Below are 20,785 nucleotides of genomic sequence, written 5' to 3'. Positions count from 1 at the left end.
ACGGGCCGTGCTTCGCCGACCGCACTCTTGTTGAGCGGCGGCCGGCCTGCGGCCGTCGCGGCCAGGCGGCTCTCGGCGCATGGCCAAGGATATCGTCACACGGGTTCGCGGGCAGGGCAAGGGAAATAGCGGGCGCATCCTTGCGCGGAGCGCGGTGGTGGCCTCATCATGAGGACAGCAAGGAGAACCGCCATGAAGATCATTGCCTGCGGCAGCAAGCCGAGCGCTGCCGGACCCGACAGCTATTTCACCGGCAGGGTCCGCATCGATCCGATCATCGATACCGAAGCCCCGGCCAGGCTGCGCGCCGCATCGGTGAGCTTCGAGCCGGGCGCGCGCACCGCCTGGCACACCCATCCGCTCGGCCAGACGCTGCATGTCGTCTCGGGCGCCGGGCGCGTCCAGGTCTGGGGCGGGCCGATCCAGGAGATCAGGGCCGGCGACACGATCTGGTTCGAGCCCGGCGAAAAGCACTGGCACGGCGCCGGACCGAAGACGGCCATGACCCATATCGCCATGCAGGAGGCGCTCGACGGCTCGCCCGTCGACTGGCTGGAGAAGGTTTCGGACGAGCAGTACGGCGAGTGATGGGGCAGGGCCGGCGCGCCCGAATGCCGCCGAGCCTGCCGGATGAATGCGTTACAGCAGGCCGGTCACCAGCCTGTCCATCCTGGTGCCCGCCCGATAGAGCTGGCGCACGAGAATGGCGGCGAAGATGCCGGTCGCGGCGCCGCCCAGAATGTCGGTCGCGTAGTGCGTTCCGACATAGACGCGGGACAGGCAGACGGCCAGCGCGGCGACCAGAAACGCGCTTCCGCGGCCCTTGAAGCCGTGCAGCAGGAAGGCGGCCGCGATCGCGAAGGAAGCCGTCGCGTGGTCGGAAGGAAACGACCAGTCGGCGCTGTGCTCGATGATCAGGTGGCTGACGCCTGCGTCATAGGGCCTGACGCGATGGACGAACAGCAGGACGATCTGGTTGAGGCCGAGGCCGGCCAGGAAGGACAGCCCGGCGGCGATGCAGGTATGGCGCAGCCGCAGGCGGTCCCGCCGGCCCCACCATTGCACCACGACCAGCAGGACGAGAAGCGGCACGCCATATCGGGTCAGAGCGATCATCGCCATGTCCAGCGCCGCATGGCTGCCCGCCGGCGCATTGATCCAACGTGTGATTTCCTGATCCATCGGTAATACTTCGCAACGGGTTGTTCGAGAGAATGGCAATGGAAGAGCGTCAGATTCACCGGGGTCTTCCGGGTAAGTATCGTGCTCAAGGGCCTCCACGCGCTGCTTGAATGCGCCGGCGGCATCGCGATCGGCCTGATTGGTACGGATACGGTCTCAAAGGTGGTCGAAACGCTCACGCAAGAGGAACTGATCGAAGATCCGAAGGATTTTCTCGCCCCGCATCTGTTGGCCTGGGCTCAAGGCTTTTCCGTGGAGACCAAACATTTTTATGCGTTTTATCTGCTGAGCTACGGCCTGGTGAAACTCTTCCTGGTGGCGGGGCTGCTGCGGAACAGACTGTGGGCCTTTCCGGCATCGCTGGTCGTCATGGGCCTGTTCATCGTCTATCAGTTCTACCGTTTCTCCTACACGCATGGTTGGGGACTGATCGTGCTCAGCGTCTTCGACATCGTCGTGATCTGGCTGATCTGGCACGAGTATCGCGTCGTCCGGCACCTCGATCCGCTCAAGGCGAGACCATGATCGCCGGGGTTGCGATTCGACTTTGCCCTCCAAACGGAAAAGCCCGGCGCAGGGCCGGGCTTCTCGAATCTTTGGAATCGCTTGGCCGGATCAATTGAGCCCGGCCGTGAAGCGCTGGATGCGCGTGCAGGCTTCCTCAAGCAGCGCCTCCGACGTCGCGTAGGAGATGCGGAAGTTGGGGCCGAGGCCGAAGGCCGAGCCGAAGACCACCGCCACACCCTCGGCTTCCAGCAATTCGGAGCAGAAGGTGGCGTCGCTGTCGATGACCGTGCCGGCGGCCGTCTTCTTGCCGATCAGCGCTTCGCAGGAGGGATAGACGTAGAATGCGCCCTCGGGCGAGGGACAGGTGATGCCGCGCGCCTGGTTCAACATGGAGACGACGAGGTCGCGGCGAGCCTGGAAGATCGCCTTGTTCTTCTTGACGAAATCCTGCGGGCCGTTGAGCGCTTCGACCGCCGCCCATTGCGCGATCGTGCAGGCGCCCGACGTCTGCTGGCCCTGGATCATGTCCATCGCCTTGATGAGCGGCAGCGGGCCTGCGGCATAGCCGATGCGCCAGCCGGTCATGGCATAGGCCTTGGAGACGCCGTTCATCGTCAGCGTGCGTTCGTAGAGCTTCGGTTCGACCTCGGCGATGGTCTTGAAGACGAAGTCGCCATAGGTCAGGTGCTCGTACATGTCGTCGGTCAGAACCCAGACGTTCGGGTGCTTCAAAAGCACGTCGGCCAGCGCGCGCAGTTCGGCCTCCGTGTAGGCGGCGCCGGAGGGGTTCGACGGCGAGTTCATCACCAGCCACTTCGTCTTCGGCGTGATCGCCTTTTCCAGCGCTTCGGCGGTGAGCTTGAAGCCGTTGGCGATGGAGGTTTCGGCGAAGGTCGCCGTGCCGCCGCAGAGCGCCACCATCTCGGGATAGCTGACCCAGTAGGGGCGGGGGATGACGACCTCGTCGCCGGGGTTCAGCGTCGCCATGAAGGCGTTGAACAGGATCTGCTTGCCGCCGGTGCCGACGATGGTCTGCGCAGGCTGGTAGTCGAGGTTGTTCTCGCGCTTGAATTTTTTCGCGATCGCCTCGCGCAGCGGCGCGATGCCGGAGACCGGCGGATACTTGGTCTCGCCGCGGCGGATCGCTTCGATCGCCGCGTTCTTGACGTTGTCCGGCGTATCGAAATCCGGCTCGCCGGCACCAAGCCCGATGATGTCGCGTCCGGCGTTTTTCAGCTCGCGCGCCTTCTGCGTCACCGCGATGGTCGCGGAGGGCTTTACGCGCGAAAGGGCGTCGGCGAGGAAGGCCATGACTGTTCGTCTCCAGAAGATCGCGCGGCCAGGAGCAGCCGCGCGCCTCTATTGTCGCATCGGGAACGCGAGTGCAAGCACGGACGGCTGAGCCAGCGAGCCGCCGCGCCGCATTAACGAGCGATAAAACCTGATCGGCTAAAGTGACGCGGTTTCGGTCGATCCGGCGAGGGAGCCTTGTCGCGCAGCATCGGGCTCGCCCACATCATCCGCCATGACGACGGCACCTCCAGCGGTGTGTGGGGGGTCTATGCACTGAAGAGCGCCTTCCAGCCGATCTTCGCCTTCAACGACGGCAGGCTGGAGATCGCCGCCTTCGAGGGCCTGATCCGGCCGTTCCGCGACGGCGAGCCGCAATCGCCGCAAAATTTCTTCTCCACCTGCCCGGCGCGGGACCGGCTGCATGTGGAGACGTTGACGCGCACGCTGCATCTTCTCAACGCCGGCGCATGCCTGCCCGTCGAGGCGGCGGTGTTCATCAATTTCGACCCGTCGGTGTTCGTGGATCGCGCCATTTCCGACCAGGCGCTGCGCGACATGCGGCTCGTGCTGCACGAAGCGGGGATCGATCCGCGCCGCGTGGTGTGCGAGGTCACCGAGCAACGGTCGACTTCGCAGGAAACGCTTTTCCAGTTCGTCGACGCGCTGCGCGCCAGCGGCTTCCGCATCGCCGTGGACGACTACGGCGCCGACGATTCCGACATCGGCCGCATCAAGGACCTGAAGCCCGACATCGTCAAGTTCGACGCGCAATGGCTGACGCGGCTGATGGATTCCGGCCCCGGTTTCGCGCTGCTGGCGACCATGGTGCGCACTTTCGAGGAACAGGACATCCGCACTGTCTTCGAGGGCATCGAGGAGAGCTGGCAACTCGACCTCGCCGAGAAATCCGGCGCCTCGATGGTGCAGGGCTACGCGCTGGCGCGGCCGGAAGTCGTGCCGACCAGTTTTGGCGCATTCGGCCCGAACGGGGCCGAGACGGCAGCCGTCGAGGCCGGAGAACCGCGCGCCCAGTCGGCGACAGCGCCGGCGAACGGCCGCCGCGCGAGGGCGTTTGGCCGGCGGGTGGCGCAATGACTACAGTTCGCGAACGGCGCCGCGATATCGGCCAATCGATCTTTGCCGACGAGATCGGCCTGGAGTACGGCATCTACGGCGAGTACCGGCTGCGCAGCGCCTATCAGCCGATCTTCGCGCCGCGCGGCGGCTGCCTGGTGCCGGTCGCCATAGAAGCGCTGATCCAGCCGCAGGTCGGCGGACAGCCGGTGCCGCCGCGAACGTTCCTGGAAGGCGTGCCGGCAAAGGACAGGCTTTATGTCGAGTCCCTTTGCCGGGCGCTACACCTGCACAATTTCCAGTTCCTCGGCGTCGACGGGCTCACCCTGTTCTTCAATTACAATCCCCAGGTGAACGACCATTTGGGCCGGGCCTTGGCCGAGATCCGGATGATGGCCCGCCATCTCGGCAGCTTCGGCCTGAAGGGCGACATGCTGGTGTGCGAGATCACCGAGCAGGCGGCGAGCGACGAGACCGTCCTGCAGCGCGTGGTCGCCGAAATGCGGCGCAACGGATTGCGCATCGCCATCGACGATTTCGGCGCCGGCCATTCGACCGAGGAGCGACTGCGCCTGCTCGAACCGGACATTGTCAAGATCGACGGCGGCTGGTTCGCGGAAGTGTGCCGTCACGCCGCCGCCGAGAAGCTGTTCAGGCCGCTGCTTTCGCTGCTGCACGACCATGGGGCGCAGGTTCTTGTCGAGGGCATCGAACAGCCGGAGCAGTTGCGCGTGGCGCTGGACGGCGGCGCCGACCTCCTGCAAGGCTTCCTGATGGCGAAGCCGGCGCTGATCGGCACGATCTTTCCCGACAAGCCGCTGGCGCTCGATGCGTTGCTCAGGCCAAGCGCCAAGGTGATTCCGCTGTTCGGCCAGACCGGAACCTGATCCATCATCGATGCTGATGGACAACGGTGAAAACAAATCACTGGATGGATCGGTGGCCGAGGAGCATGCTGCCGCCGCAACACAGGTGGAACGATGACGATCCTTTACGGCATGACCGACAGCGGCAATTGCTACAAGCCGCGCCTGCTGATGGCCAAGCTTGGCGTCGCCTTCACCAATATCGAGGTGAGCTCGCATACCGGCGATACCCGCAAGCCCGACTATGTCGCCAAGAATCCCAACGCCATGGTGCCGCTGCTGGAATTGGACGACGGCCGGCGCATCGCCGAATCCAACGCCATCCTGCTTTATCTGGCCGAAGGGACCCGCTTCCTGCCGGCCGACCGCTACGAACGGGCTCTCGCCTATCAATGGCTGTTTTTCGAGCAGTACAGCCACGAACCCTACATTGCCGTGCGCAAGGCGCTGCTGACTTTCCCCGAGCGTGCCAGGGACGCCACGCCCGAACGGCTGGCGCTGACGCTCGAGCGCGGCAACAAGGCGCTCGGCGTCATGAACAAGCGGCTGGAGCAGAGCCCTTTCTTCGCCGGCACGGCCCTCAGCGTCGCCGACATCGCACTCTATGCCTACACCCACACGGCCGAGCAGGGTGGTTTCCAGATCGATGCCTATCCGGCCGTCGCGACATGGCTGAAGCGGGTCGAGGCCGATCCGGGCCATGTGCCGATCGAGTGGCTGCCCGCCGCCTGATCGACGGCAGGGCGATTGACGAGATGAATCGGAAAATCCGCGCGTGATCCTGATCGGTCAATACGATTCCTCTTTCGTTCGGCGCGTCGGCATCGCCCTGACGCTCTACGGCCTGCCGTTCGAGCACCGGCCCTGGTCGTCCTTCGGCGATGCCGGGCAGATCCGCGCCCACAATCCGATCGCTCCGGCCTGATACGCCCGCTACGGGCAGCGGGGCGCGGCAGGCAACAAAAAAGGCGGGACAAAGCCCGCCTTCCATGCTCGGTAGCCTGATGGGAACGTTTCGGCCGGGCCGGCGGCAATCCGCCGCTTCGACTTGTCGGGTCCGTCCCGCTCCGGCGCGCTTGTCGCGCGGCCGCCAGTACATCCGTGACTTGCCGGGCGCTGCGGATGCTATCCGCCGCGCGCCTTCGTCAAATCAGGCTGCCTTGCTCAGAGATCCAGCGGACGACTTGCCGGTACGGCGGTCCTGCTCGATCTCGAAGTTGATCTTCTGTCCCTCGACCAGCGAGGTCATGCCGGCGCGCTCGACGGCGGAGATGTGGACGAAAACGTCCGCGCCGCCATTGTCGGGAGCGATGAAGCCGTAGCCCTTGGTCGAGTTGAACCACTTGACGGTTCCGGTAGCCATGCGATTTTCCTTAAGTTCACTTTACGTTGACGTGTCGGGCCAGAAGCCCGGCTTGGTATCGAGATTTTGCAGAAAGACGTCAGCGAACGCGAAAACCGCGAGGCCCGGATCGATCGGCCGAATATCAATGTGCCGTATATAGAGGCGGTATGCGTCGAAAACAAGGCCATTTCAACGCGGTGGCGTACCGGAGCGAAAAGCGGCCTCAATCTTGTGGAACCGTTGCCGGCGGCCGGCGTTGCGGCGGCATGGACGGCTGAACCTGCGGAGAAGCGCCATGAAGATCCTCGTGAAAGCCCTTCTGATTGCCGGGTGCCTCGGCCTGCTTGCCGCCGACGCCTGGGCGATCTCGCGCTACGATCCGACCCGCATGAGTTGCGATCGGGTCCAGGCCGTCGTCGAAAGAAACGGCGCCGTCATCCTGCGCTACCGCTCGCCGCGCAATCCCTCGCTCACGCTCTATGACCGCTATGTCGCGTCCGGGCGATTTTGCAATTTCGACGAGGTGAGGGCAGGGAGCTACGTGCCGAGCGCGGACCTGAAATCCTGCCCGGTCTACAAATGCCAGCGGGTCGATTTCGACGACCGGCGTCGCCGCCTCATCTTCCCCTTCGATTGACGGGTTGTCCGGGCCGGACCTTCAGAAACCGAACGAGGCTTGCGCCGCCGGCGGCGGGCCGACGCGCACGCCTTCCAGCCCGAGCATCTTTTCCTTGGTGGCCGAGCCGCCGGGTGCTGAGAAGCCGCCGATCTTGCCGCCGGCCGCAAGGATGCGGTGGCAGGGAATGACCAGCGGCACCGGGTTGGCGCCAAGTGCTGCGCCGGTTTCGCGGGCGAGGCCGGTATGGCCGGCGCGGCTGGCCAGTTCGCCGTAGGTGACGGTTTCGCCGAAGGCGAGCTTGCGGGCGGCGTCGTAGATGGCGAGTCGGAAATCGTCGACACCGGCCAGATCGACCGGCACGTCGGAGAAGTCGACCGTCTCGCCCTGGGCATAGGCGCGGATGGCGGCGATCAGGTCAGCCACCCATTGCGGCGGCGTTTCGCTGTCGGGGCCGGCAATGTCGTCCAGCCGCAGCAGCCGGCGCTCCACCGCCTCGCGGCTCGATTGCGGCAGGCAGAGCCGCGTCAGCCCGGCCGAACTCCAGGCAAGGCCCATGAAGCCCAGTTGCGTCTCGAATATGATGTGGCCGACAGCGTGCGTCATGGCGATTCCTCGCAATCATCTTCGGTACAAACCGCGAACAATATCGCATTTTCACGGACGACTCGCCACCCGAAAACCGCCACCCGCCCCGGTTGCCCCGGCAAAACCTGTGGTGTAAGGACTCCGTTAACAAATCAGACCAACGGACTTCGACCGCGGCTTGCCAGCAAGAGCTCCCTTTACCCTGATCGGTATGGCCCTGTGCGGCGCTGCCCTTGGCGGCTGCACCTCGACATCGACCGTTGCGCCGGCGCCGGGTTTCGCCGGCCCGACGGTGGGGGTGACGGAAACGACGGTGTCGGGGACGACGGACGCCGGCTTCGCGCTGGCCCTGCCGGAGACGGTGGCGGTGCTGCCCGAACCGTCCGCGCTGGCGGCGGTCCAGACCGCGGCGCTCGAGACGCAGCCGGCCGCCTTTGCAGGGGCGACACCCGCGGTCGCCTCAGCTCCTGCGCAGGCCGCGGCAGCAGATGCGGCCCAGCCGGCGATCGCCACGACCGCGGCAAAGCAGGACGCCGCGCAGCCAGACACCGCCCGATTCGCAAGCGACGCGGCGAAGCCCGACCTTACGAAAACCTTCCCGGCCGCGCCGGTGCTCGTCGCCTCGGCCGCATCGAGCCTGCCGGTGACGCCGATCGCCTATAGCGGGACGGTGCCGGCCTATCTTGCGCCGGCGGTCCTGAAGACCGAGCCCTCGGCCGGCGACCTGCCGCGCACCGCCGTGCGCGGCCGCGCCGACGTCGAGACGCTGATTTCCAAATACGCCGCCCTCTACGAAGTCCCGGTCGAACTGGTGCGCCATGTCGTCAACCGCGAGAGCACTTTCAATCCCAAGGCCTACAATAACGGCCACTGGGGGCTGATGCAGATCAAGCACGCGACGGCGCGCGGCATGGGCTACAGCGGCGCGGCCAGCGGCCTGTTCGATGCCGAGACCAACCTGAAATACGCGGTGAAATACCTGCGCGGCGCCTGGCTGGTTTCCGGCCGCAACGCCAAGCGCGCCGACTGGCTGTACCAGACCGGTTATTACTATGAGGCCAAGCGCAAGGGCATGCTGGAGGAGACCGGCCTCGGCAAGGACCGCAAGCGGCGCCGGGCCGGAGCGGAGGTGACGCTCGATCCCGAGGGAATCGTGCATCCGCCGGTGGTTCCGGTCGGCTCCGAGAGCTGAAACCGGCCGCAACCGGCGGCGGTGCGGTCGCGACAAGACCCCTTAACCATCTGCCCGCCGGCAGCCGAAAACATAAATTGCGACCGATCCGGCTTACCTGCTCCTAACGGCCGGTATGCTTGAAGGCCGCATGACCAAATCGCCTGCCAGATCCGCCAAGCCCGCCCCCTCCAAAAAAGCAGGCGATGGACCGAAGAAACGCTCCGGGCTGAAGCTCGCGCTGCTGGTGCTGGCGCCGCTCGTCCTGGCCGGCGGCGGCTATGCCGGCTGGATGCTGCTGGCCGGCGCCGAGGCCGGCGCGGTCGCCCGCGCGGCGGACGGCGAGGGCGGGCAGGGCAAGGACGCCATGCAGGTGTCCTCGATCTCGACCGAACTCGCCGCCGAGACCTCCTTTACCCACACCTATGCGCTTTCGGTGCTGATCGCGCCGCGCTGCGGGGTGGCGAACGCGCCGGCGCTGAAGGCGGCGAGCGACGCCGAGGCGCATGCAGACGGCATGCTGGCCACGCTGTCGTGGCAGTCGGCCGCCCGCCGCGCCGCCGCGACCACGGAAAAATCCTGCACCTTCCTGCGCCAGGAAGTCACCGAAGGCGAACTGCGCGCCATGGAACTGCCGAAGAACAAGGGCAAGACCGCCGCCGCGCATTGAGGGCGGCGCGCTTCCAGCCCTCGGCTACGGCTCCCAACCCTTCTGGCGTTCAAGATCTTCAAAACGTCCACCGGACGTTTCGATTACCCGAGGGCGAACCGGTCTTTCACCATTCGTCGTTCGAAAAGCCCATTCAGGGGCTTTTCGTGCGCTATGCGCATCACTCCTCATCGCCACGCCCGGATTTTCGTCCGTCTGGCCATTGATCGAAGAACGCTCCCCTCGCGCCGAGGGGAGAAGGTCGGGAAGCGGGCGTGGGATGCCGTGCCTTCCGAGTGTAAAAATGCGGCGCGGTTTCCCACCGGCCCTTCGCTACGGCTCAGGGCGTTCGGCGCCTATCATGATGCCACTGGCATCATGATTTTCTCGCTGCGCTCGAACCGGCTTCTCACCCTCCCCGGGCAGTTGCTTACGTTGAGCAACCACCGGAGGCGCCGGCTCCCCGCCACGCAATCACCGTCATGACCGGTGTTCCCGCGCGGGAAGCTGGGAGTGAGTATGGGGGAGGTGCGGGAGAGGTGGATAAGTTTCGGAGAATTTTTCGCCCGGGCAGCCACCACCACTTCGTCATCCCGGCCAAGCGAGCTTGCGAGCGCAGAGCCGGGATCCAATCCGTAACCTTGCCGATGTTCCGGAATGGATCCCGGATAGCAGATCTTCGCTGCGCTGCGATCAGCTTCCGGGATGACGGCTGCGAGATTCCCGAACTTCAGCGAAAAAGCTTGTCCGAATCCCTCTCCGTGCGCAGTATTGGTCCGGGAGGGGACGTAACATGACCAAGCTACCGAAAAAATTTGTTGAGCGGATAATGGCTGATCTCAAAAAATACCAGAAGATTGCTGCCGCACAGCAAAAGGCCGATGTTGCCGAAGCTGACACCGTCACTTTGGTGAAGGACATCCTTGCCGATATCTTCGGATACGACAAATACGAGGAACTGACCTCGGAACATCAGATAAAAGCCACATATTGCGACTTGGCGGTTAAGATCGGCGGCAAGTTGAGGCTGTTGATAGAAGTGAAGTCAGCGGGAAGCAGCCTTGCTGACAATCATTTGCGGCAGGTCATCGATTACGGTGCACATCAAGGCATTCACTGGGTAATCCTGACGAATGCTGTCGAATGGCGGCTGATCCGCATCTATGTCGCGAACCAGATCAGCCACGAGGAGGTGTGCCGGTTCGATCTCGCGGGCGTCAGCCCCAAAAATCAGGATCACCTTCAGCAATTGTTTCCGTTCGCCAAGGAAGGGCTGACCACCGACGCGATGGACGCCTTCCATCAACAGGCGCAACTCTTCAACAAGTTCACCGTTGCCGCAATCGTTTGCTCGGAACCTGTTGTCTCCGTCGTGCGGCGGGAATTGCGAAGGTTGTTTCCTGATTTGAAAGTGGCGCCGGAAAATCTCGCTACCCTGATTGCGGAAGAGGTGATCAAGCGTGAGGCGGTTGAAGGCGACAAAGCCAAGGAAGCGTCTGCGCGGATCAACAAGGCGTTGAAGAAGATGGAGAGGGCGAAGCGGAAAGAGGCAGCGATCGTGTGACAAAAACCTGCAATCCAGGTTTTGTCATTCTTTTATCGCCGCACACTGCGCTCAGGCTCTGAAATCGCTTTCTCTTTCACAAAGCGGAGATAGAGAGCGCTTTTAAAAATACTCCTGCAGCGGCCGCACTTCCAGGCTCCCCGCCTTCAGCGCGGCAATGGCTTCGGCCACTGCCGCCGCACCCGCCAGCGTGGTGTAATACGGCACTTTCTGCATCAGCGTGGCGCGGCGGAGCGATTTGGAGTCCGACAGCGCCTTCTGACCGTCCGTGGTGTTGAAGACGATCTGCACCTGGCGGTTGCGGATGGCGTCCTCGATGTGGGGGCGGCCTTCCAGCACCTTGTTGATCTTTTCCGCCTCGACGCCGTTCTCCTTGAGGAAGCGCGCGGTGCCCGAGGTCGCCAGCACCCTGAAGCCGAGGTCGGCGAGGCGCTTGACGGCGGGCAGGATGCCGGCCTTGTCCTCGTCGCGCACCGACACGAACAGCGTTCCCGAGCGCGGCAGGTCGATGCCGGCGCCGAGCTGGCTCTTGGCGAAGGCCATGGCGTAGTCGCGGTCCAGCCCCATCACCTCGCCGGTCGATTTCATCTCGGGTCCGAGCAGGATGTCGACGCCGGGGAAGCGGGCGAAGGGGAACACGGCTTCCTTCACCGCGATGTGGCCGGGCGTGCGCGGGTCGGGCTTGGCGCCGTAATGGGCGAAGGCGCCGTCCAGCATCTCGCCTGCCATGATGCGGGCGGCGACCTTGGCAATCGGCTTGCCGACGGTTTTCGCCACGAAGGGCACGGTGCGGCTGGCGCGTGGGTTCACTTCCAGCACGTAGATGGTGCCGTCCTTGATGGCGTACTGCACGTTCATCAGGCCGCCGACTTTCAGCGCGCGGGCGAGGGCGGCGGTCTGGCGCTCCAGCTCATCCACCGTCTCCTTCGACAGCGAATGAACAGGCAGCGAGCAGGCCGAGTCGCCCGAATGGATGCCGGCCTCCTCGATGTGCTCCATGATGCCGGAGACGAACACGGCCTTGCCGCCTCCCGCCGCATCGCACAGGCAGTCGACGTCGACCTCGATGGCGCCCGACAGATAGGTGTCGAACAGCAGCGGGTTCTTGCCCAGCAGCGTGTTGATCTGACCGGTCTTGTCGTTGGGGTATTTCTGCTTGATGTCCTCCGGCACCAGGCCGGGCACGGTGTCGAGCAGGTAGGTCTGGAGCTGGCCCTCGTCGTGGATGATCTGCATGGCGCGGCCGCCCAGCACGTAGGACGGACGCACCACCAGCGGGAAGCCGAGTTCGGAGGCGACGGTGCGCGCCTGCTCGACCGAATAGGCGATGCCGTTCTTCGGCTGGGTGAGATCCAGCTTCTGCAACAGCTTCTGGAAGCGGTCGCGGTCCTCGGCGAGGTCGATGGCGTCCGGCGAGGTGCCGAGGATCGAGATGCCGTTCTTCTCCAGCGCCTCGGCGAGCTTCAGCGGCGTCTGGCCGCCGAACTGGACGATGACGCCGACCAGCTCGCCGCGCGTCTGCTCCATCTTCAGGATCTCGATGACGTCCTCGGCCGTCAGCGGCTCGAAATAGAGCCGGTCGGAAGTGTCGTAGTCGGTCGAGACCGTCTCCGGGTTGCAGTTGATCATGATCGATTCGTAGCCGGCCTCGTTGAGCGCGAAGCAGGCGTGGCAGCAGCAGTAGTCGAACTCGATGCCCTGGCCGATGCGGTTAGGGCCACCGCCGAGAATGACCACCTTCTTGCGGTCCGAGACGCCGGCCTCGTTGGCCGTCTGGCCGGCGAACGGCACCTCGTAGGTGGAATACATGTAGGCGGTGGGCGAGGCGAATTCGGCCGCGCAGGTGTCGATGCGCTTGTAGACCGGGCGCACGTCCAGCGCGTTGCGCAGATGCGCTACTTCCTTGGCGGTCTTGCCGGTCAGCGAGGCGAGACGGGCGTCGGAGAAGCCCATGGCCTTCAACGTGCGCAGGTTCTGGGCGTCCTGAGGCAGGCCGTGCTCGCGGATGCGGGCTTCCGTTGCGATGATGCCGGCGATCTGCTCGAGGAACCACGGGTCGATCTTGCACATGGCATGCACGTCTTCCAGCGAGGTGCCGAGGCGGATCGCCTGCGCCACCATGCGGAGACGATCCGGCGTCGGCGTGCCAAGGGCCGCGCGAATGGCGTTCTTGTCGTCGCCGCCCTCCATCCCCGGAATCTCGATCTCGTCGAGGCCGGTGAGGCCGGTTTCCAGGCCGCGAAGCGCCTTCTGCAAGGATTCCTGGAAGGTACGGCCGATCGCCATCACTTCGCCGACCGACTTCATCGCGGTGGTCAGCACCGGTTCGGCGCCGGGGAATTTCTCGAAGGCGAAGCGCGGGATCTTCGTCACCACGTAGTCGATGGATGGCTCGAAGGAGGCGGGCGTGGCGCCGCCGGTGATGTCGTTCTCAAGCTCGTCCAGCGTGTAGCCGACGGCCAGTTTCGCGGCGATCTTGGCGATGGGGAAGCCGGTCGCCTTGGAGGCGAGCGCGGAGGAGCGCGACACGCGCGGGTTCATCTCGATGACGACGAGGCGGCCGTCCGCCGGGTTCACGGCGAACTGCACGTTGGAGCCGCCGGTCTCCACGCCGATCTCGCGCAGCACCGCGATCGAGGCGTTGCGCATCATCTGATATTCCTTGTCGGTCAGCGTCAGCGCTGGCGCGACTGTGATGGAATCGCCGGTGTGCACGCCCATCGGGTCGATGTTCTCGATGGAGCAGACGATGATGCAGTTGTCCGCCTTATCGCGGACGACCTCCATCTCGTATTCCTTCCAGCCGAGCACCGATTCCTCGATGAGGACTTCGGTGGTCGGCGAGGCGTCGAGGCCGGACTGGACGATGGCGAAGAATTCCTCGCGGTTGAAGGCGATGCCGCCGCCGGTGCCGCCCAGCGTAAACGACGGGCGGATGATCGCCGGCAGGCCGACATGGTCGAGCGCGGTCGCGGCGACGCCCATGGCGTGGCCCATATAGCGCTGCTTGCGGTCGCCTTCGCCGAGGTTCCAGCGGGTTTCGAGCGCGTCGAGTTCGGTGTCTGAGGCGTTCGCCTCCTTCAGCGCGGCGCGCTCGGCCTCGTGCTTCTTGCGGTCCTCGTCCTTCACCGAGGTCGCGTTGGCGAGCATCGACTTCGGCGTTTCGAGGCCGATCTTCTTCATCGCCTCGCGGAACAGCGCGCGGTCCTCGGCCTTGTCGATGGCATGCGCGTCGGCACCGATCATCTCGACGCCGTAGCGCTCCAGCACGCCCATGCGGCGCAGCGAAAGGGCGGTGTTGAGCGCCGTCTGGCCGCCCATGGTCGGCAGCAGCGCGTCCGGCCGCTCCTTGGCGATGATTTTCGCCACCACTTCCGGCGTGATCGGCTCGATGTAGGTGGCGTCGGCCAGTTCCGGGTCGGTCATGATGGTGGCCGGGTTGGAATTGACCAGGATGACGCGGAAGCCCTCCTGTCGCAGCGCCTTGCAGGCCTGCGTGCCGGAGTAGTCGAACTCGCAGGCCTGGCCGATGACGATGGGGCCGGCCCCGATGATCAGGATCGACTTGATATCGGTGCGTTTTGGCATGTGTGGCGGTCCGTTCGGCAGGCTGCGCAAAAGCACGACAGGGGTTCGGCCCGGCCGCTGCGCAAGGGGATTCTGATCTGTGGCTAGGCGGGTCTTATAGGGGAGGAGGAGGGGCTATGTAACCCCGAAAATGCACGATTTCCCGCTGGAAATTCACCCCCGGCCCGGGAACTCCGTTCACTTCCCGAAAGACAGCGTGTCGGTGATCTCGAAGCGCTCGGACTGGCCGATCCGGATCATGTTCAGCGTACCCTCGCGGGTGAAGCGGAATTCGCCGGTCGAATCCGAGCCGGCCGGCTTGCGGTCACGGAAATTGATGATGCGCGTGCCGCCGTCCGGCCAAGTCACGGTGACATCGGCAGCGCCTTCGCCCTTGTGCGCCACGGAGATCGTGCAACGGGTCATCGGCTGGCCGACATAGCGGGCGCAGGGAATGTCGCCGCCGGCAGGCGCGGGCGAGCCCGTTGCCGACGGGGCCGGCTCCTCCGTCCGCGCAACCATGGTCGCGGCATCGGTCGCCTCGCCGGGCCGCGGCGTGGGCACGGGAACGTCGGCGGTCGTGGCTTCGTCGCTGCCGGCGTCTGAATCCGCTTCGACGCCTTCAATCCCGTCGTCCAGCAAGGAGGTATCGTCGTCTTCCGCAGCCGGTGCGGTTCCGTAGGCGTCCTGCATGGCCTTGCGGATCGCCGCCGACTTTTCCTCGGCATCGTCGGCGGGAGCCGGTTGCGCCTCGCCGAAGCGAGCCGCGAGGTTGGGCGGCACGGCAAGTTGTCCTTCCTGCGGGTTTCCCGTCGTGCCGGTGGCCATCGCGGGGGCGGCGTCGTCCACCGGCCCGGCGTCGAGCAGGTAGCGTGCCGGCGCCCAGCCGCGCATCTGCGGATTGGCGACGTCCTGCACCTCGCACCAGTCGTAACCCTTGAAGGTGTCGCAGCCGAATTTCTTCAGGGCCGTGCCGTTCGGCACGCGGGCCGCGACCCGGCCAGTGGGGGAGGCGCTGGCGCGCAGGTTGAGCATGTCGCCTTCGGCAAGCCCTTGCACGACAGCCATCGAAGCCTGCGGCTCTGCCGCCGCCGATGCCTGGCCGGCGAGCAGCAGGATTGCCAGCGCAGGAAATGCGCGTCGAAGCATCCGCCGGCTCCCTTCAGCGGCAGGCGGGGCGCGACCGGGCCCCGACCGAAGGGATTGGTATCGGTTTCGATATCGTCAACGTGTCCGCTCGTATGTTCCGCCTTGGGGCCGGCGCGCAGATTGCACGAGCAGTGTGGCGATTGAAAGTCTCGTTATGCGGAGCCCGTGCCGCTTCCGCTCCCGGCCGTGGCATCGGCGGCACAGATGACGGAACGTCAGCGCAAGGTCCGGCGCCGCTCGATTTCGGCCTCGCTCGGGTTTTCGTGCCCGAAGGAACCGGTGGCCACCGCACCGGCGGGCTCGTAGCGCGCCGCGATCACGCCGGTCGAAAATGTTCTGACGCCGGCGACGCGGAAGGTCCGGGGCGGGGTGCCGCCGTCGAACAGCCGCTTGCCCTTGCCCAGCACCAGCGGGAAGATCATCAGCCGCAATTCGTCGATCAACTCGGCGGCGAGCAACTGGTGGATCAGGTCGCTGGAGCCCTGGATCAGCAGGCGCGGCCCGTCCTGCGCTTTCAGCGCGCGCAGGGCGGCGACGATATCGGCGCCGAGCGCCTCGCTGTTTTGCCAGGCCAGGCTTTCGGGACGGTGGGTGGCGACGTATTTTCTCGCCGGATTGAAGGCTTTCGCTATCGAATCGTCCTTGTCCGCGTAAGGCCAGTAGGCGGCGAAGATATCGTAGGTGCGGCGGCCGAGCAGCAGGTCGAAGGGTTCGGCGAAGATCTCGCCCACGGCCTCGCCCGAGGCCTCGTCCCAGAAGGGAAACGTCCAGCCGCCGAAGGCGAAGCCGCCGGTCGGGTCTTCCTCCGGCCCGCCCGGGGCCTGCATGACGCCGTCGAGGCTGACGAAGGTGGCGGCAACGATCTTTCTCATAAAACTCTCCCTTGATCCTGCGCATGCCTAGGGTCAGGCGCGCTCGATATGCCAAGGACGGACGGCCGGCGGCGATGCCGACATCGATGAGACGGAAAATGACGTGTGCGGCGGCTTATGTCGTTTGCGCTTCGGATTCGTCTGCGGTCGACGCGCCGGTGATGACCGACGCCAGAAGGTCGGGGAAGCGCTGGTCGAGATCGGCGCGGCGCAGCGTGGTGAAGCGGCTAGTGCCGCTGACTTCCGTGCGGGTGACGCCGGCCTCGCGCAGCTTGGCCAGGTGGTAGCTGAGATTGGTCTTGGACGTGAACATCAGGAAATGGCTGCAGCTCACCGGCCCGTCGCCCTTGCGCGCCAGCTCCGCCACGATCGCCAGCCGCGTCGGGTCGCCGAGGGCGGCCAGCACGTTGGAAAGGCTGATCTGGTCGACATCGGGATGCTGCGGGTTCATGGCCTGGTCTTGCTTTCCTTTCGCGTCGGGTCCCGTTCCTGCCGCGCGGCGGGGCGGGATGCAATGCCGTGGCCCGGCGATACCGGCAAGTTGCCGCGTGCGGACATGGCCTCATGACATGAGGCTGGCAGGAGCGTTGTGGCATAGAATTGACAGAAGGCCAACAGAAGTCCAATTGTTCAATGAATTTTGAACAAAGGCATTTTCCATGGACAAGCGCCTGTTGTGGCTGTCGGTCGGCTCGTTCGCCATGAGCACGGTCGGTTTCGTCTTCTCCGCGCTGCTGCCGTCGATCGCGGCCGACACGCACATCTCCATCCCCAGCGCCGGCTATCTCATCACCGCCTTCTCGCTGGCCTATGCGGTCGGCGCACCGACGCTTTCCGCCTTCGCCGGCGCGATGGACCGCCGTCTGGTGCTGACGGCGGCGATGCTGCTGTTCGTCGCCGGCAATGCGTTTGCGGCAACCAGCACGTCCTTCGCCATGCTGCTGGCGGCGCAGCTGGTGATGGGGGCGGCGGCCGGCCTGTTCGCCGCAACCGCACAGGCGACGGCCGTGGCGCTGGCCGGGCCGGAGCACCGGGCGCTGGCGATCTCGGTGGTCGTCGGCGGCACGACGTTCGCCGTCGCGCTCGGCGCCCCGCTCGGTTCGCTGATCGCCGCCTTCTGGGGCTGGCGCGGCACCTTCCTCTCCGTTGCCGGCCTCGGCTTCCTGACGGCGCTGGTGCTGTGGTGGCGGCTGCCGCGCGGCATGCGCGGCGCCCGACTGACATTAAGCGAGCGTTTTCTTGCGGTCACGCGCCCCGGTGTGCCGGCCGCGCTTTTCGTGACATTGCTCTACCTTACCGGGGCCTTCGTCGTGATCTCCTATCTAGCGCCGCTCGCCATGCAGGGCGCCGGCCTGCCGAAAATGGCGCTGCCGGGCATGCTGCTTTCCTTCGGCATCGGCGCGGTGATCGGCAATCTGTCGAGCGGCTTCCTGGCCGACCGCATCGGCGCCGGCCGTGTGGTGGTGCTGTCGCTGCTCCTGTCGATCACCATGTGCCTGCTGATCGCCCTCGATCTGAAGCTTTTGCCGCACCAACTGTCCGGCCCGCTGCTGATCGGCCTGATGCTGCCCTGGGGCATCATCGGCTGGGCGTTCCCGCCGGCGCAGGCGAGCCGGGTGGTGAGTTACGCGCCGGATGTCGCGCACCTGACGCTGTCGCTCAACGCCTCGGCGATCTATTTCGGCGTCGCGCTGGGAACGGTGGTGGGCGGGCGCGTGCTGGAATACGCCAGGCCGTCCGATCTCGGCCTTGTGGCGGGCGCGCTGCCGCTGGCCGCACTCGGCGTCATGCTGGCCAGCAGGCTGTCGCGGCGGCGGCTGGCCACACAGCCGGCCGAGTGACGGCCGCCTACAGGCCGGCGAAGGTGTCATAGAGCAGCTTGACGTTGAGCGCGACGATGACGGTGGCGACGATCCAGGCAAGCACGCTGACCCAGCGCGCGATGGCCAGCGAGCCCATCTTCTTCCTGTCCGAGACGAAGTGGACGAGCGGGATGACGGCGAAGGGAAGCTGCATCGACAGGATGACCTGCGACAGCACCAGTAGCTCGGCCGTGCCCTTCTCGCCATAAAGCCAGGTGACGACGACCACCGGCACGATGGCGATGCCGCGGGTGATCAGCCGGCGCGCCCATTGCGGGATGCGCAGGTGGAGGAAGCCTTCCATGACGATCTGGCCGGCGAGCGTCGCCGTCACCGTCGAATTCATGCCGGAGGCGAGCAGCGCTACCGCGAACAGGATCGAGGCGACGGACAGGCCGAGCAGCGGCGACAGGAGTTCGTAGGCCTGGCCGATCTCGGCCACATCCTCATGGCCGGTGCCGTGGAAGGCGACGGCGGCGACGATGAGGATCGAGGCGTTGACGAACAGCGCCAGCATCAGCGCGATGGTGGAATCGGCGGTCGCCCATTTGATGGCGTCGCGCCGACCCTCCTCGGTGCGCTCATAGGCGCGGGTCTGCACGATGGAGGAGTGCAGGTAGAGATTGTGCGGCATAACGGTGGCGCCGATGATGCCCATGGCGATGTAGAGCATCGCCGGATTGGCGACGATCTCGGGCGAGGGGACGAACATGCCGCCGAGAATGCCGCTGACCGAAGGCTGGGCGGCGATGATCTGCGCGGCGAAGCAGCCGAAGATGACGATCAGCAGCGCGACGACGAAGGCCTCCAGGAAACGGAAGCCCTTGTTCATCAGGTAAAGCAGCAGGAAGGCGTCGAGCGCCGTGATGATGGCGCCGGCGACCAGCGGGATGCCGAACAGGAGATTAAGCGCGATGGCCGTGCCGATGACCTCGGCGAGGTCGCAGGCGATGATGGCGAGTTCGCAGGCGATCCACAGCGCGAAGTTGACCGGGCGCGGATAGTAGGCGCGGCAGGCCTGGGCGAGGTCGCGGCCGGTGGCGATGCCGAGGCGCGCCGACAGCGCCTGCAACAGAATCGCCATCAGGTTCGACAGCATGATAACGAACAGGAGCGTGTAGCCGAACTGCGCGCCGCCGGCGAGATCGGTGGCCCAGTTGCCAGGGTCCATGTAGCCGACCGAGACCATGTAGCCGGGGCCGGCGAAGGCGAACAGCCGACGCAGCCAAGTGGCGCCTTTCGGCACCGCCACGGAGGCGTTCACCTCCGGCAGGCTGGGGCGGTTTTCGCCGGTGTCGCGGAAGAAGCGCCATTGCTCCTGCGAAGGCAGGGTGGCTTCGGCTTCGGACGGCGGAGGGGTCATGGTCACGTCTCGTGGCTTATCGACGCCAATTTATGCAAAGGCTCATCATTATGCAATAGGCTATATTTCATTGTCTGTGCTTCTTTGGTGGGAGAGCCGAAAGTCGGAAAACGATTCAAGCGGCGGCTGGAAACTGTTGATGTGAAAGGTTTTGCCGGGCGTGTGGCGGGATTTGACCGAAGCGGGCGATGGCATTCGATGGTACGAGGATAAACTTTCCCGAAGAATCAAAGCCCGTGCTATGAAACTGAAAGGCAGTGCTGGACCAGGGAGAAACGCGTGGCGGCCAGAACGAGACTTGTCCGGCGCGACGAGCCGCTGCCCGATGCCGAGGTGCATTCCGAGGGTTTTCGGCAGACGCGCGAGGCGCGGCGTTCGGCGCTGGTCGAGGACTATGTCGAACTGATCGCCGACCTGATCGAGGACGGCAACGAGGCGCGCCAGGTCGACATCGCCGCGCGGCTCGGCGTGGCGCAGCCGACGGTGGCCAAGATGCTGGCGCGGCTCGCCGCCGACGGGCTGGTGTCGCGAAAACCCTATCGCGGCGTGTTCCTCACCGAGGCCGGCCGCAAGGTGGCCGAGGAAAGCCGCATCCGCCACCAGACGGTCGAGGCCTTCCTGCGCTCGCTCGGCGTCTCGGCCGAGACTGCGCGCATCGACGCCGAGGGCATCGAGCACCATGTCAGCGCCGAGACGCTGGAGGCCTTCCGCCGCGCCATGACGAAGGAAGGCTGATTTCCGCCACGGGAACGCGGGACCGGAACGCAGGGCTCGCTGGCGCGTTGATGGCCGCCGCGCCGATTGTCGTCGCGGCGTCTTCGATGGAGGAAAGCATGGGCGTCGAACAGGCACCGAGCGCAAAGGGCAAGAAGGCGGCCGCCGGATTGAAGGCGGCGGCGGCGAAGGACGAGAAGAAGACGGAGCGCGCCATGGGCAAGGACCTGGCCAAGGGCGCCAAGCGCTTCGACGAGCGCTCCCGAAGCTCGGACGGCAAGAGCGCCGGAGCAAAGCAGAGGGATTGATCCGCTGGACCTCGCTGGGGTCGCTTGCGGACGCCATCTCCCTGCATGCTGATCTTGCCGGGACGGCGCCTGGCGGCAGGCATTGACGTCCGGGA

Annotated in this window: 21 protein-coding genes and 1 pseudogene; 13 read left to right on the top strand and 9 right to left on the bottom strand. The window is 65.5% G+C overall.

Annotated features, from left to right (window positions below):
• Positions 1 to 192 precede the first annotated feature (192 nt).
• On the top strand, positions 193 to 588 hold the full coding sequence (locus tag E6C48_RS15605; protein WP_136358841.1) for a (R)-mandelonitrile lyase: 396 nt from the start codon (positions 193 to 195) through the stop codon (positions 586 to 588).
• Positions 589 to 639: 51 nt separating this feature from the next.
• On the opposite strand, the gene E6C48_RS15600 is transcribed toward E6C48_RS15605, so the two are convergent.
• Complete coding sequence (locus E6C48_RS15600; RefSeq protein ID WP_136358839.1) at positions 640 to 1,182, bottom strand: phosphatase PAP2 family protein; 543 nt, start codon at positions 1,180 to 1,182, stop codon at positions 640 to 642.
• Positions 1,183 to 1,263: 81 nt separating this feature from the next.
• Here E6C48_RS15600 and E6C48_RS15595 point away from each other — a divergent pair, with 81 nt between their 5' ends.
• Positions 1,264 to 1,707 (top strand): DUF2127 domain-containing protein, encoded by a 444-nt coding sequence (locus tag E6C48_RS15595; RefSeq protein WP_230978794.1) that lies wholly within the window; start codon positions 1,264 to 1,266, stop codon positions 1,705 to 1,707.
• Positions 1,708 to 1,797: 90 nt separating this feature from the next.
• Here the strand turns inward: E6C48_RS15595 and E6C48_RS15590 are convergent, their stop codons facing one another.
• Positions 1,798 to 3,000, bottom strand: a complete 1,203-nt coding sequence (locus E6C48_RS15590) for a pyridoxal phosphate-dependent aminotransferase (protein WP_136358837.1) — start codon at positions 2,998 to 3,000, stop codon at positions 1,798 to 1,800.
• A 177-nt stretch (positions 3,001 to 3,177) separates the two neighbouring features.
• Here E6C48_RS15590 and E6C48_RS15585 point away from each other — a divergent pair, with 177 nt between their 5' ends.
• The 4 genes and pseudogenes from E6C48_RS15585 to E6C48_RS15570 all read left to right on the top strand — a co-directional run.
• Complete coding sequence (locus E6C48_RS15585) at positions 3,178 to 4,077, top strand: EAL domain-containing protein (RefSeq protein ID WP_136358835.1); 900 nt, start codon at positions 3,178 to 3,180, stop codon at positions 4,075 to 4,077.
• Positions 4,074 to 4,943 carry an EAL domain-containing protein gene (locus E6C48_RS15580; RefSeq protein WP_136358833.1) on the top strand — a complete coding sequence of 290 codons (870 nt, stop codon included), beginning with the start codon at positions 4,074 to 4,076 and terminating at the stop codon, positions 4,941 to 4,943. Before E6C48_RS15585 ends, E6C48_RS15580 begins: the two co-directional genes overlap by 4 nt.
• 93 nt (positions 4,944 to 5,036) lie before the next feature.
• A complete protein-coding gene (locus E6C48_RS15575) occupies positions 5,037 to 5,654 on the top strand; it encodes a glutathione S-transferase family protein (RefSeq protein WP_136358831.1) in 618 nt (205 codons plus the stop codon).
• Positions 5,655 to 5,697: 43 nt separating this feature from the next.
• A pseudogene (locus E6C48_RS15570) lies at positions 5,698 to 5,835 on the top strand (glutathione S-transferase N-terminal domain-containing protein); the annotation flags it as partial.
• Between the two features lie 237 nt (positions 5,836 to 6,072).
• Here the strand turns inward: E6C48_RS15570 and E6C48_RS15565 are convergent.
• Positions 6,073 to 6,285 (bottom strand): cold-shock protein, encoded by a 213-nt coding sequence (locus E6C48_RS15565; RefSeq protein ID WP_136358829.1) that lies wholly within the window; start codon positions 6,283 to 6,285, stop codon positions 6,073 to 6,075.
• A 277-nt stretch (positions 6,286 to 6,562) separates the two neighbouring features.
• Here E6C48_RS15565 and E6C48_RS15560 point away from each other — a divergent pair, with 277 nt between their 5' ends.
• Positions 6,563 to 6,904, top strand: a complete 342-nt coding sequence (locus E6C48_RS15560) for a hypothetical protein (protein ID WP_230978793.1) — start codon at positions 6,563 to 6,565, stop codon at positions 6,902 to 6,904.
• A 21-nt stretch (positions 6,905 to 6,925) separates the two neighbouring features.
• Here E6C48_RS15560 and E6C48_RS15555 read toward each other — a convergent pair whose 3' ends face one another.
• Positions 6,926 to 7,489, bottom strand: a complete 564-nt coding sequence (locus E6C48_RS15555) for a methylated-DNA--[protein]-cysteine S-methyltransferase (RefSeq protein WP_168734551.1) — start codon at positions 7,487 to 7,489, stop codon at positions 6,926 to 6,928.
• A gap of 160 nt (positions 7,490 to 7,649) precedes the next feature.
• On the opposite strand from E6C48_RS15555, the gene E6C48_RS15550 reads away from it, so the two are divergent.
• From E6C48_RS15550 to E6C48_RS15540, 3 genes are all read left to right on the top strand, one after another.
• The gene (locus E6C48_RS15550; protein ID WP_230978792.1) at positions 7,650 to 8,663 is read left to right on the top strand and encodes a lytic transglycosylase domain-containing protein; all 1,014 of its coding nucleotides are present in this window, start codon (positions 7,650 to 7,652) and stop codon (positions 8,661 to 8,663) included.
• Positions 8,664 to 8,793: 130 nt separating this feature from the next.
• Positions 8,794 to 9,312 carry a hypothetical protein gene (locus E6C48_RS15545; RefSeq protein WP_136358827.1) on the top strand — a complete coding sequence of 173 codons (519 nt, stop codon included), beginning with the start codon at positions 8,794 to 8,796 and terminating at the stop codon, positions 9,310 to 9,312.
• A 772-nt stretch (positions 9,313 to 10,084) separates the two neighbouring features.
• On the top strand, positions 10,085 to 10,855 hold the full coding sequence (locus tag E6C48_RS15540; RefSeq protein ID WP_136358825.1) for a type I restriction enzyme HsdR N-terminal domain-containing protein: 771 nt from the start codon (positions 10,085 to 10,087) through the stop codon (positions 10,853 to 10,855).
• A 102-nt stretch (positions 10,856 to 10,957) separates the two neighbouring features.
• Here E6C48_RS15540 and carB read toward each other — a convergent pair whose 3' ends face one another.
• From carB to E6C48_RS15520, 4 genes are all read right to left on the bottom strand, one after another.
• Positions 10,958 to 14,443, bottom strand: coding sequence for a carbamoyl-phosphate synthase large subunit (carB, locus tag E6C48_RS15535; RefSeq protein WP_136358823.1), 3,486 nt, complete (start codon positions 14,441 to 14,443; stop codon positions 10,958 to 10,960).
• Positions 14,444 to 14,620: 177 nt separating this feature from the next.
• Positions 14,621 to 15,571, bottom strand: a complete 951-nt coding sequence (locus E6C48_RS22710) for an SH3 domain-containing protein (protein ID WP_206086514.1) — start codon at positions 15,569 to 15,571, stop codon at positions 14,621 to 14,623.
• Between the two features lie 215 nt (positions 15,572 to 15,786).
• Positions 15,787 to 16,443: a dihydrofolate reductase family protein gene (locus E6C48_RS15525; RefSeq protein ID WP_136358821.1), complete on the bottom strand. Its 657-nt coding sequence runs from the start codon at positions 16,441 to 16,443 to the stop codon at positions 15,787 to 15,789.
• 115 nt (positions 16,444 to 16,558) lie between these two features.
• Positions 16,559 to 16,894, bottom strand: a complete 336-nt coding sequence (locus tag E6C48_RS15520) for an ArsR/SmtB family transcription factor (protein WP_136358819.1) — start codon at positions 16,892 to 16,894, stop codon at positions 16,559 to 16,561.
• 208 nt (positions 16,895 to 17,102) lie between these two features.
• Between E6C48_RS15520 and E6C48_RS15515 the strand changes: the two genes are divergently transcribed.
• Complete coding sequence (locus E6C48_RS15515) at positions 17,103 to 18,284, top strand: MFS transporter (protein ID WP_136358817.1); 1,182 nt, start codon at positions 17,103 to 17,105, stop codon at positions 18,282 to 18,284.
• Between the two features lie 7 nt (positions 18,285 to 18,291).
• Here E6C48_RS15515 and E6C48_RS15510 read toward each other — a convergent pair whose 3' ends face one another.
• Complete coding sequence (locus E6C48_RS15510) at positions 18,292 to 19,668, bottom strand: Nramp family divalent metal transporter (RefSeq protein ID WP_136358815.1); 1,377 nt, start codon at positions 19,666 to 19,668, stop codon at positions 18,292 to 18,294.
• A 279-nt stretch (positions 19,669 to 19,947) separates the two neighbouring features.
• On the opposite strand from E6C48_RS15510, the gene mntR reads away from it, so the two are divergent.
• Positions 19,948 to 20,403, top strand: coding sequence for a manganese-binding transcriptional regulator MntR (gene mntR, locus E6C48_RS15505; RefSeq protein WP_136358813.1), 456 nt, complete (start codon positions 19,948 to 19,950; stop codon positions 20,401 to 20,403).
• Positions 20,404 to 20,501: 98 nt separating this feature from the next.
• The gene (locus E6C48_RS15500) at positions 20,502 to 20,690 is read left to right on the top strand and encodes a hypothetical protein (RefSeq protein WP_136358811.1); all 189 of its coding nucleotides are present in this window, start codon (positions 20,502 to 20,504) and stop codon (positions 20,688 to 20,690) included.
• Positions 20,691 to 20,785: the final 95 nt, after the last annotated feature.

The sequence above is a fragment of the Ollibium composti genome, assembly GCF_004801285.1.
In the GTDB taxonomy this organism is placed as follows: domain Bacteria; phylum Pseudomonadota; class Alphaproteobacteria; order Rhizobiales; family Rhizobiaceae; genus Mesorhizobium; species Mesorhizobium composti.
The sequence above is the reverse complement of the archived record's forward strand: the minus strand, read 5'-3'. Positions and strand labels throughout refer to the sequence as shown.

What these genes read in the sequence shown, in the direction of transcription:
- E6C48_RS15545 (WP_136358827.1), top strand. Translation starts at nt 8,794, where the DNA reads ATGACCAAATCGCCTGCCAGATCCGCCAAGCCCGCCCCCTCCAAAAAA.
- carB (WP_136358823.1), bottom strand. Translation starts at nt 14,443, where the DNA reads ATGCCAAAACGCACCGATATCAAGTCGATCCTGATCATCGGGGCCGGC.
- E6C48_RS15540 (WP_136358825.1), top strand. Translation starts at nt 10,085, where the DNA reads ATGACCAAGCTACCGAAAAAATTTGTTGAGCGGATAATGGCTGATCTC.
- E6C48_RS15525 (WP_136358821.1), bottom strand. Translation starts at nt 16,443, where the DNA reads ATGAGAAAGATCGTTGCCGCCACCTTCGTCAGCCTCGACGGCGTCATG.
- E6C48_RS15590 (WP_136358837.1), bottom strand. Translation starts at nt 3,000, where the DNA reads ATGGCCTTCCTCGCCGACGCCCTTTCGCGCGTAAAGCCCTCCGCGACC.
- E6C48_RS22710 (WP_206086514.1), bottom strand. Translation starts at nt 15,571, where the DNA reads ATGCTTCGACGCGCATTTCCTGCGCTGGCAATCCTGCTGCTCGCCGGC.
- E6C48_RS15575 (WP_136358831.1), top strand. Translation starts at nt 5,037, where the DNA reads ATGACGATCCTTTACGGCATGACCGACAGCGGCAATTGCTACAAGCCG.
- E6C48_RS15580 (WP_136358833.1), top strand. Translation starts at nt 4,074, where the DNA reads ATGACTACAGTTCGCGAACGGCGCCGCGATATCGGCCAATCGATCTTT.
- E6C48_RS15515 (WP_136358817.1), top strand. Translation starts at nt 17,103, where the DNA reads ATGGACAAGCGCCTGTTGTGGCTGTCGGTCGGCTCGTTCGCCATGAGC.
- E6C48_RS15565 (WP_136358829.1), bottom strand. Translation starts at nt 6,285, where the DNA reads ATGGCTACCGGAACCGTCAAGTGGTTCAACTCGACCAAGGGCTACGGC.
- E6C48_RS15510 (WP_136358815.1), bottom strand. Translation starts at nt 19,668, where the DNA reads ATGACCCCTCCGCCGTCCGAAGCCGAAGCCACCCTGCCTTCGCAGGAG.
- E6C48_RS15560 (WP_230978793.1), top strand. Translation starts at nt 6,563, where the DNA reads ATGAAGATCCTCGTGAAAGCCCTTCTGATTGCCGGGTGCCTCGGCCTG.
- E6C48_RS15520 (WP_136358819.1), bottom strand. Translation starts at nt 16,894, where the DNA reads ATGAACCCGCAGCATCCCGATGTCGACCAGATCAGCCTTTCCAACGTG.
- E6C48_RS15600 (WP_136358839.1), bottom strand. Translation starts at nt 1,182, where the DNA reads ATGGATCAGGAAATCACACGTTGGATCAATGCGCCGGCGGGCAGCCAT.
- E6C48_RS15605 (WP_136358841.1), top strand. Translation starts at nt 193, where the DNA reads ATGAAGATCATTGCCTGCGGCAGCAAGCCGAGCGCTGCCGGACCCGAC.
- E6C48_RS15500 (WP_136358811.1), top strand. Translation starts at nt 20,502, where the DNA reads ATGGGCGTCGAACAGGCACCGAGCGCAAAGGGCAAGAAGGCGGCCGCC.
- E6C48_RS15555 (WP_168734551.1), bottom strand. Translation starts at nt 7,489, where the DNA reads ATGACGCACGCTGTCGGCCACATCATATTCGAGACGCAACTGGGCTTC.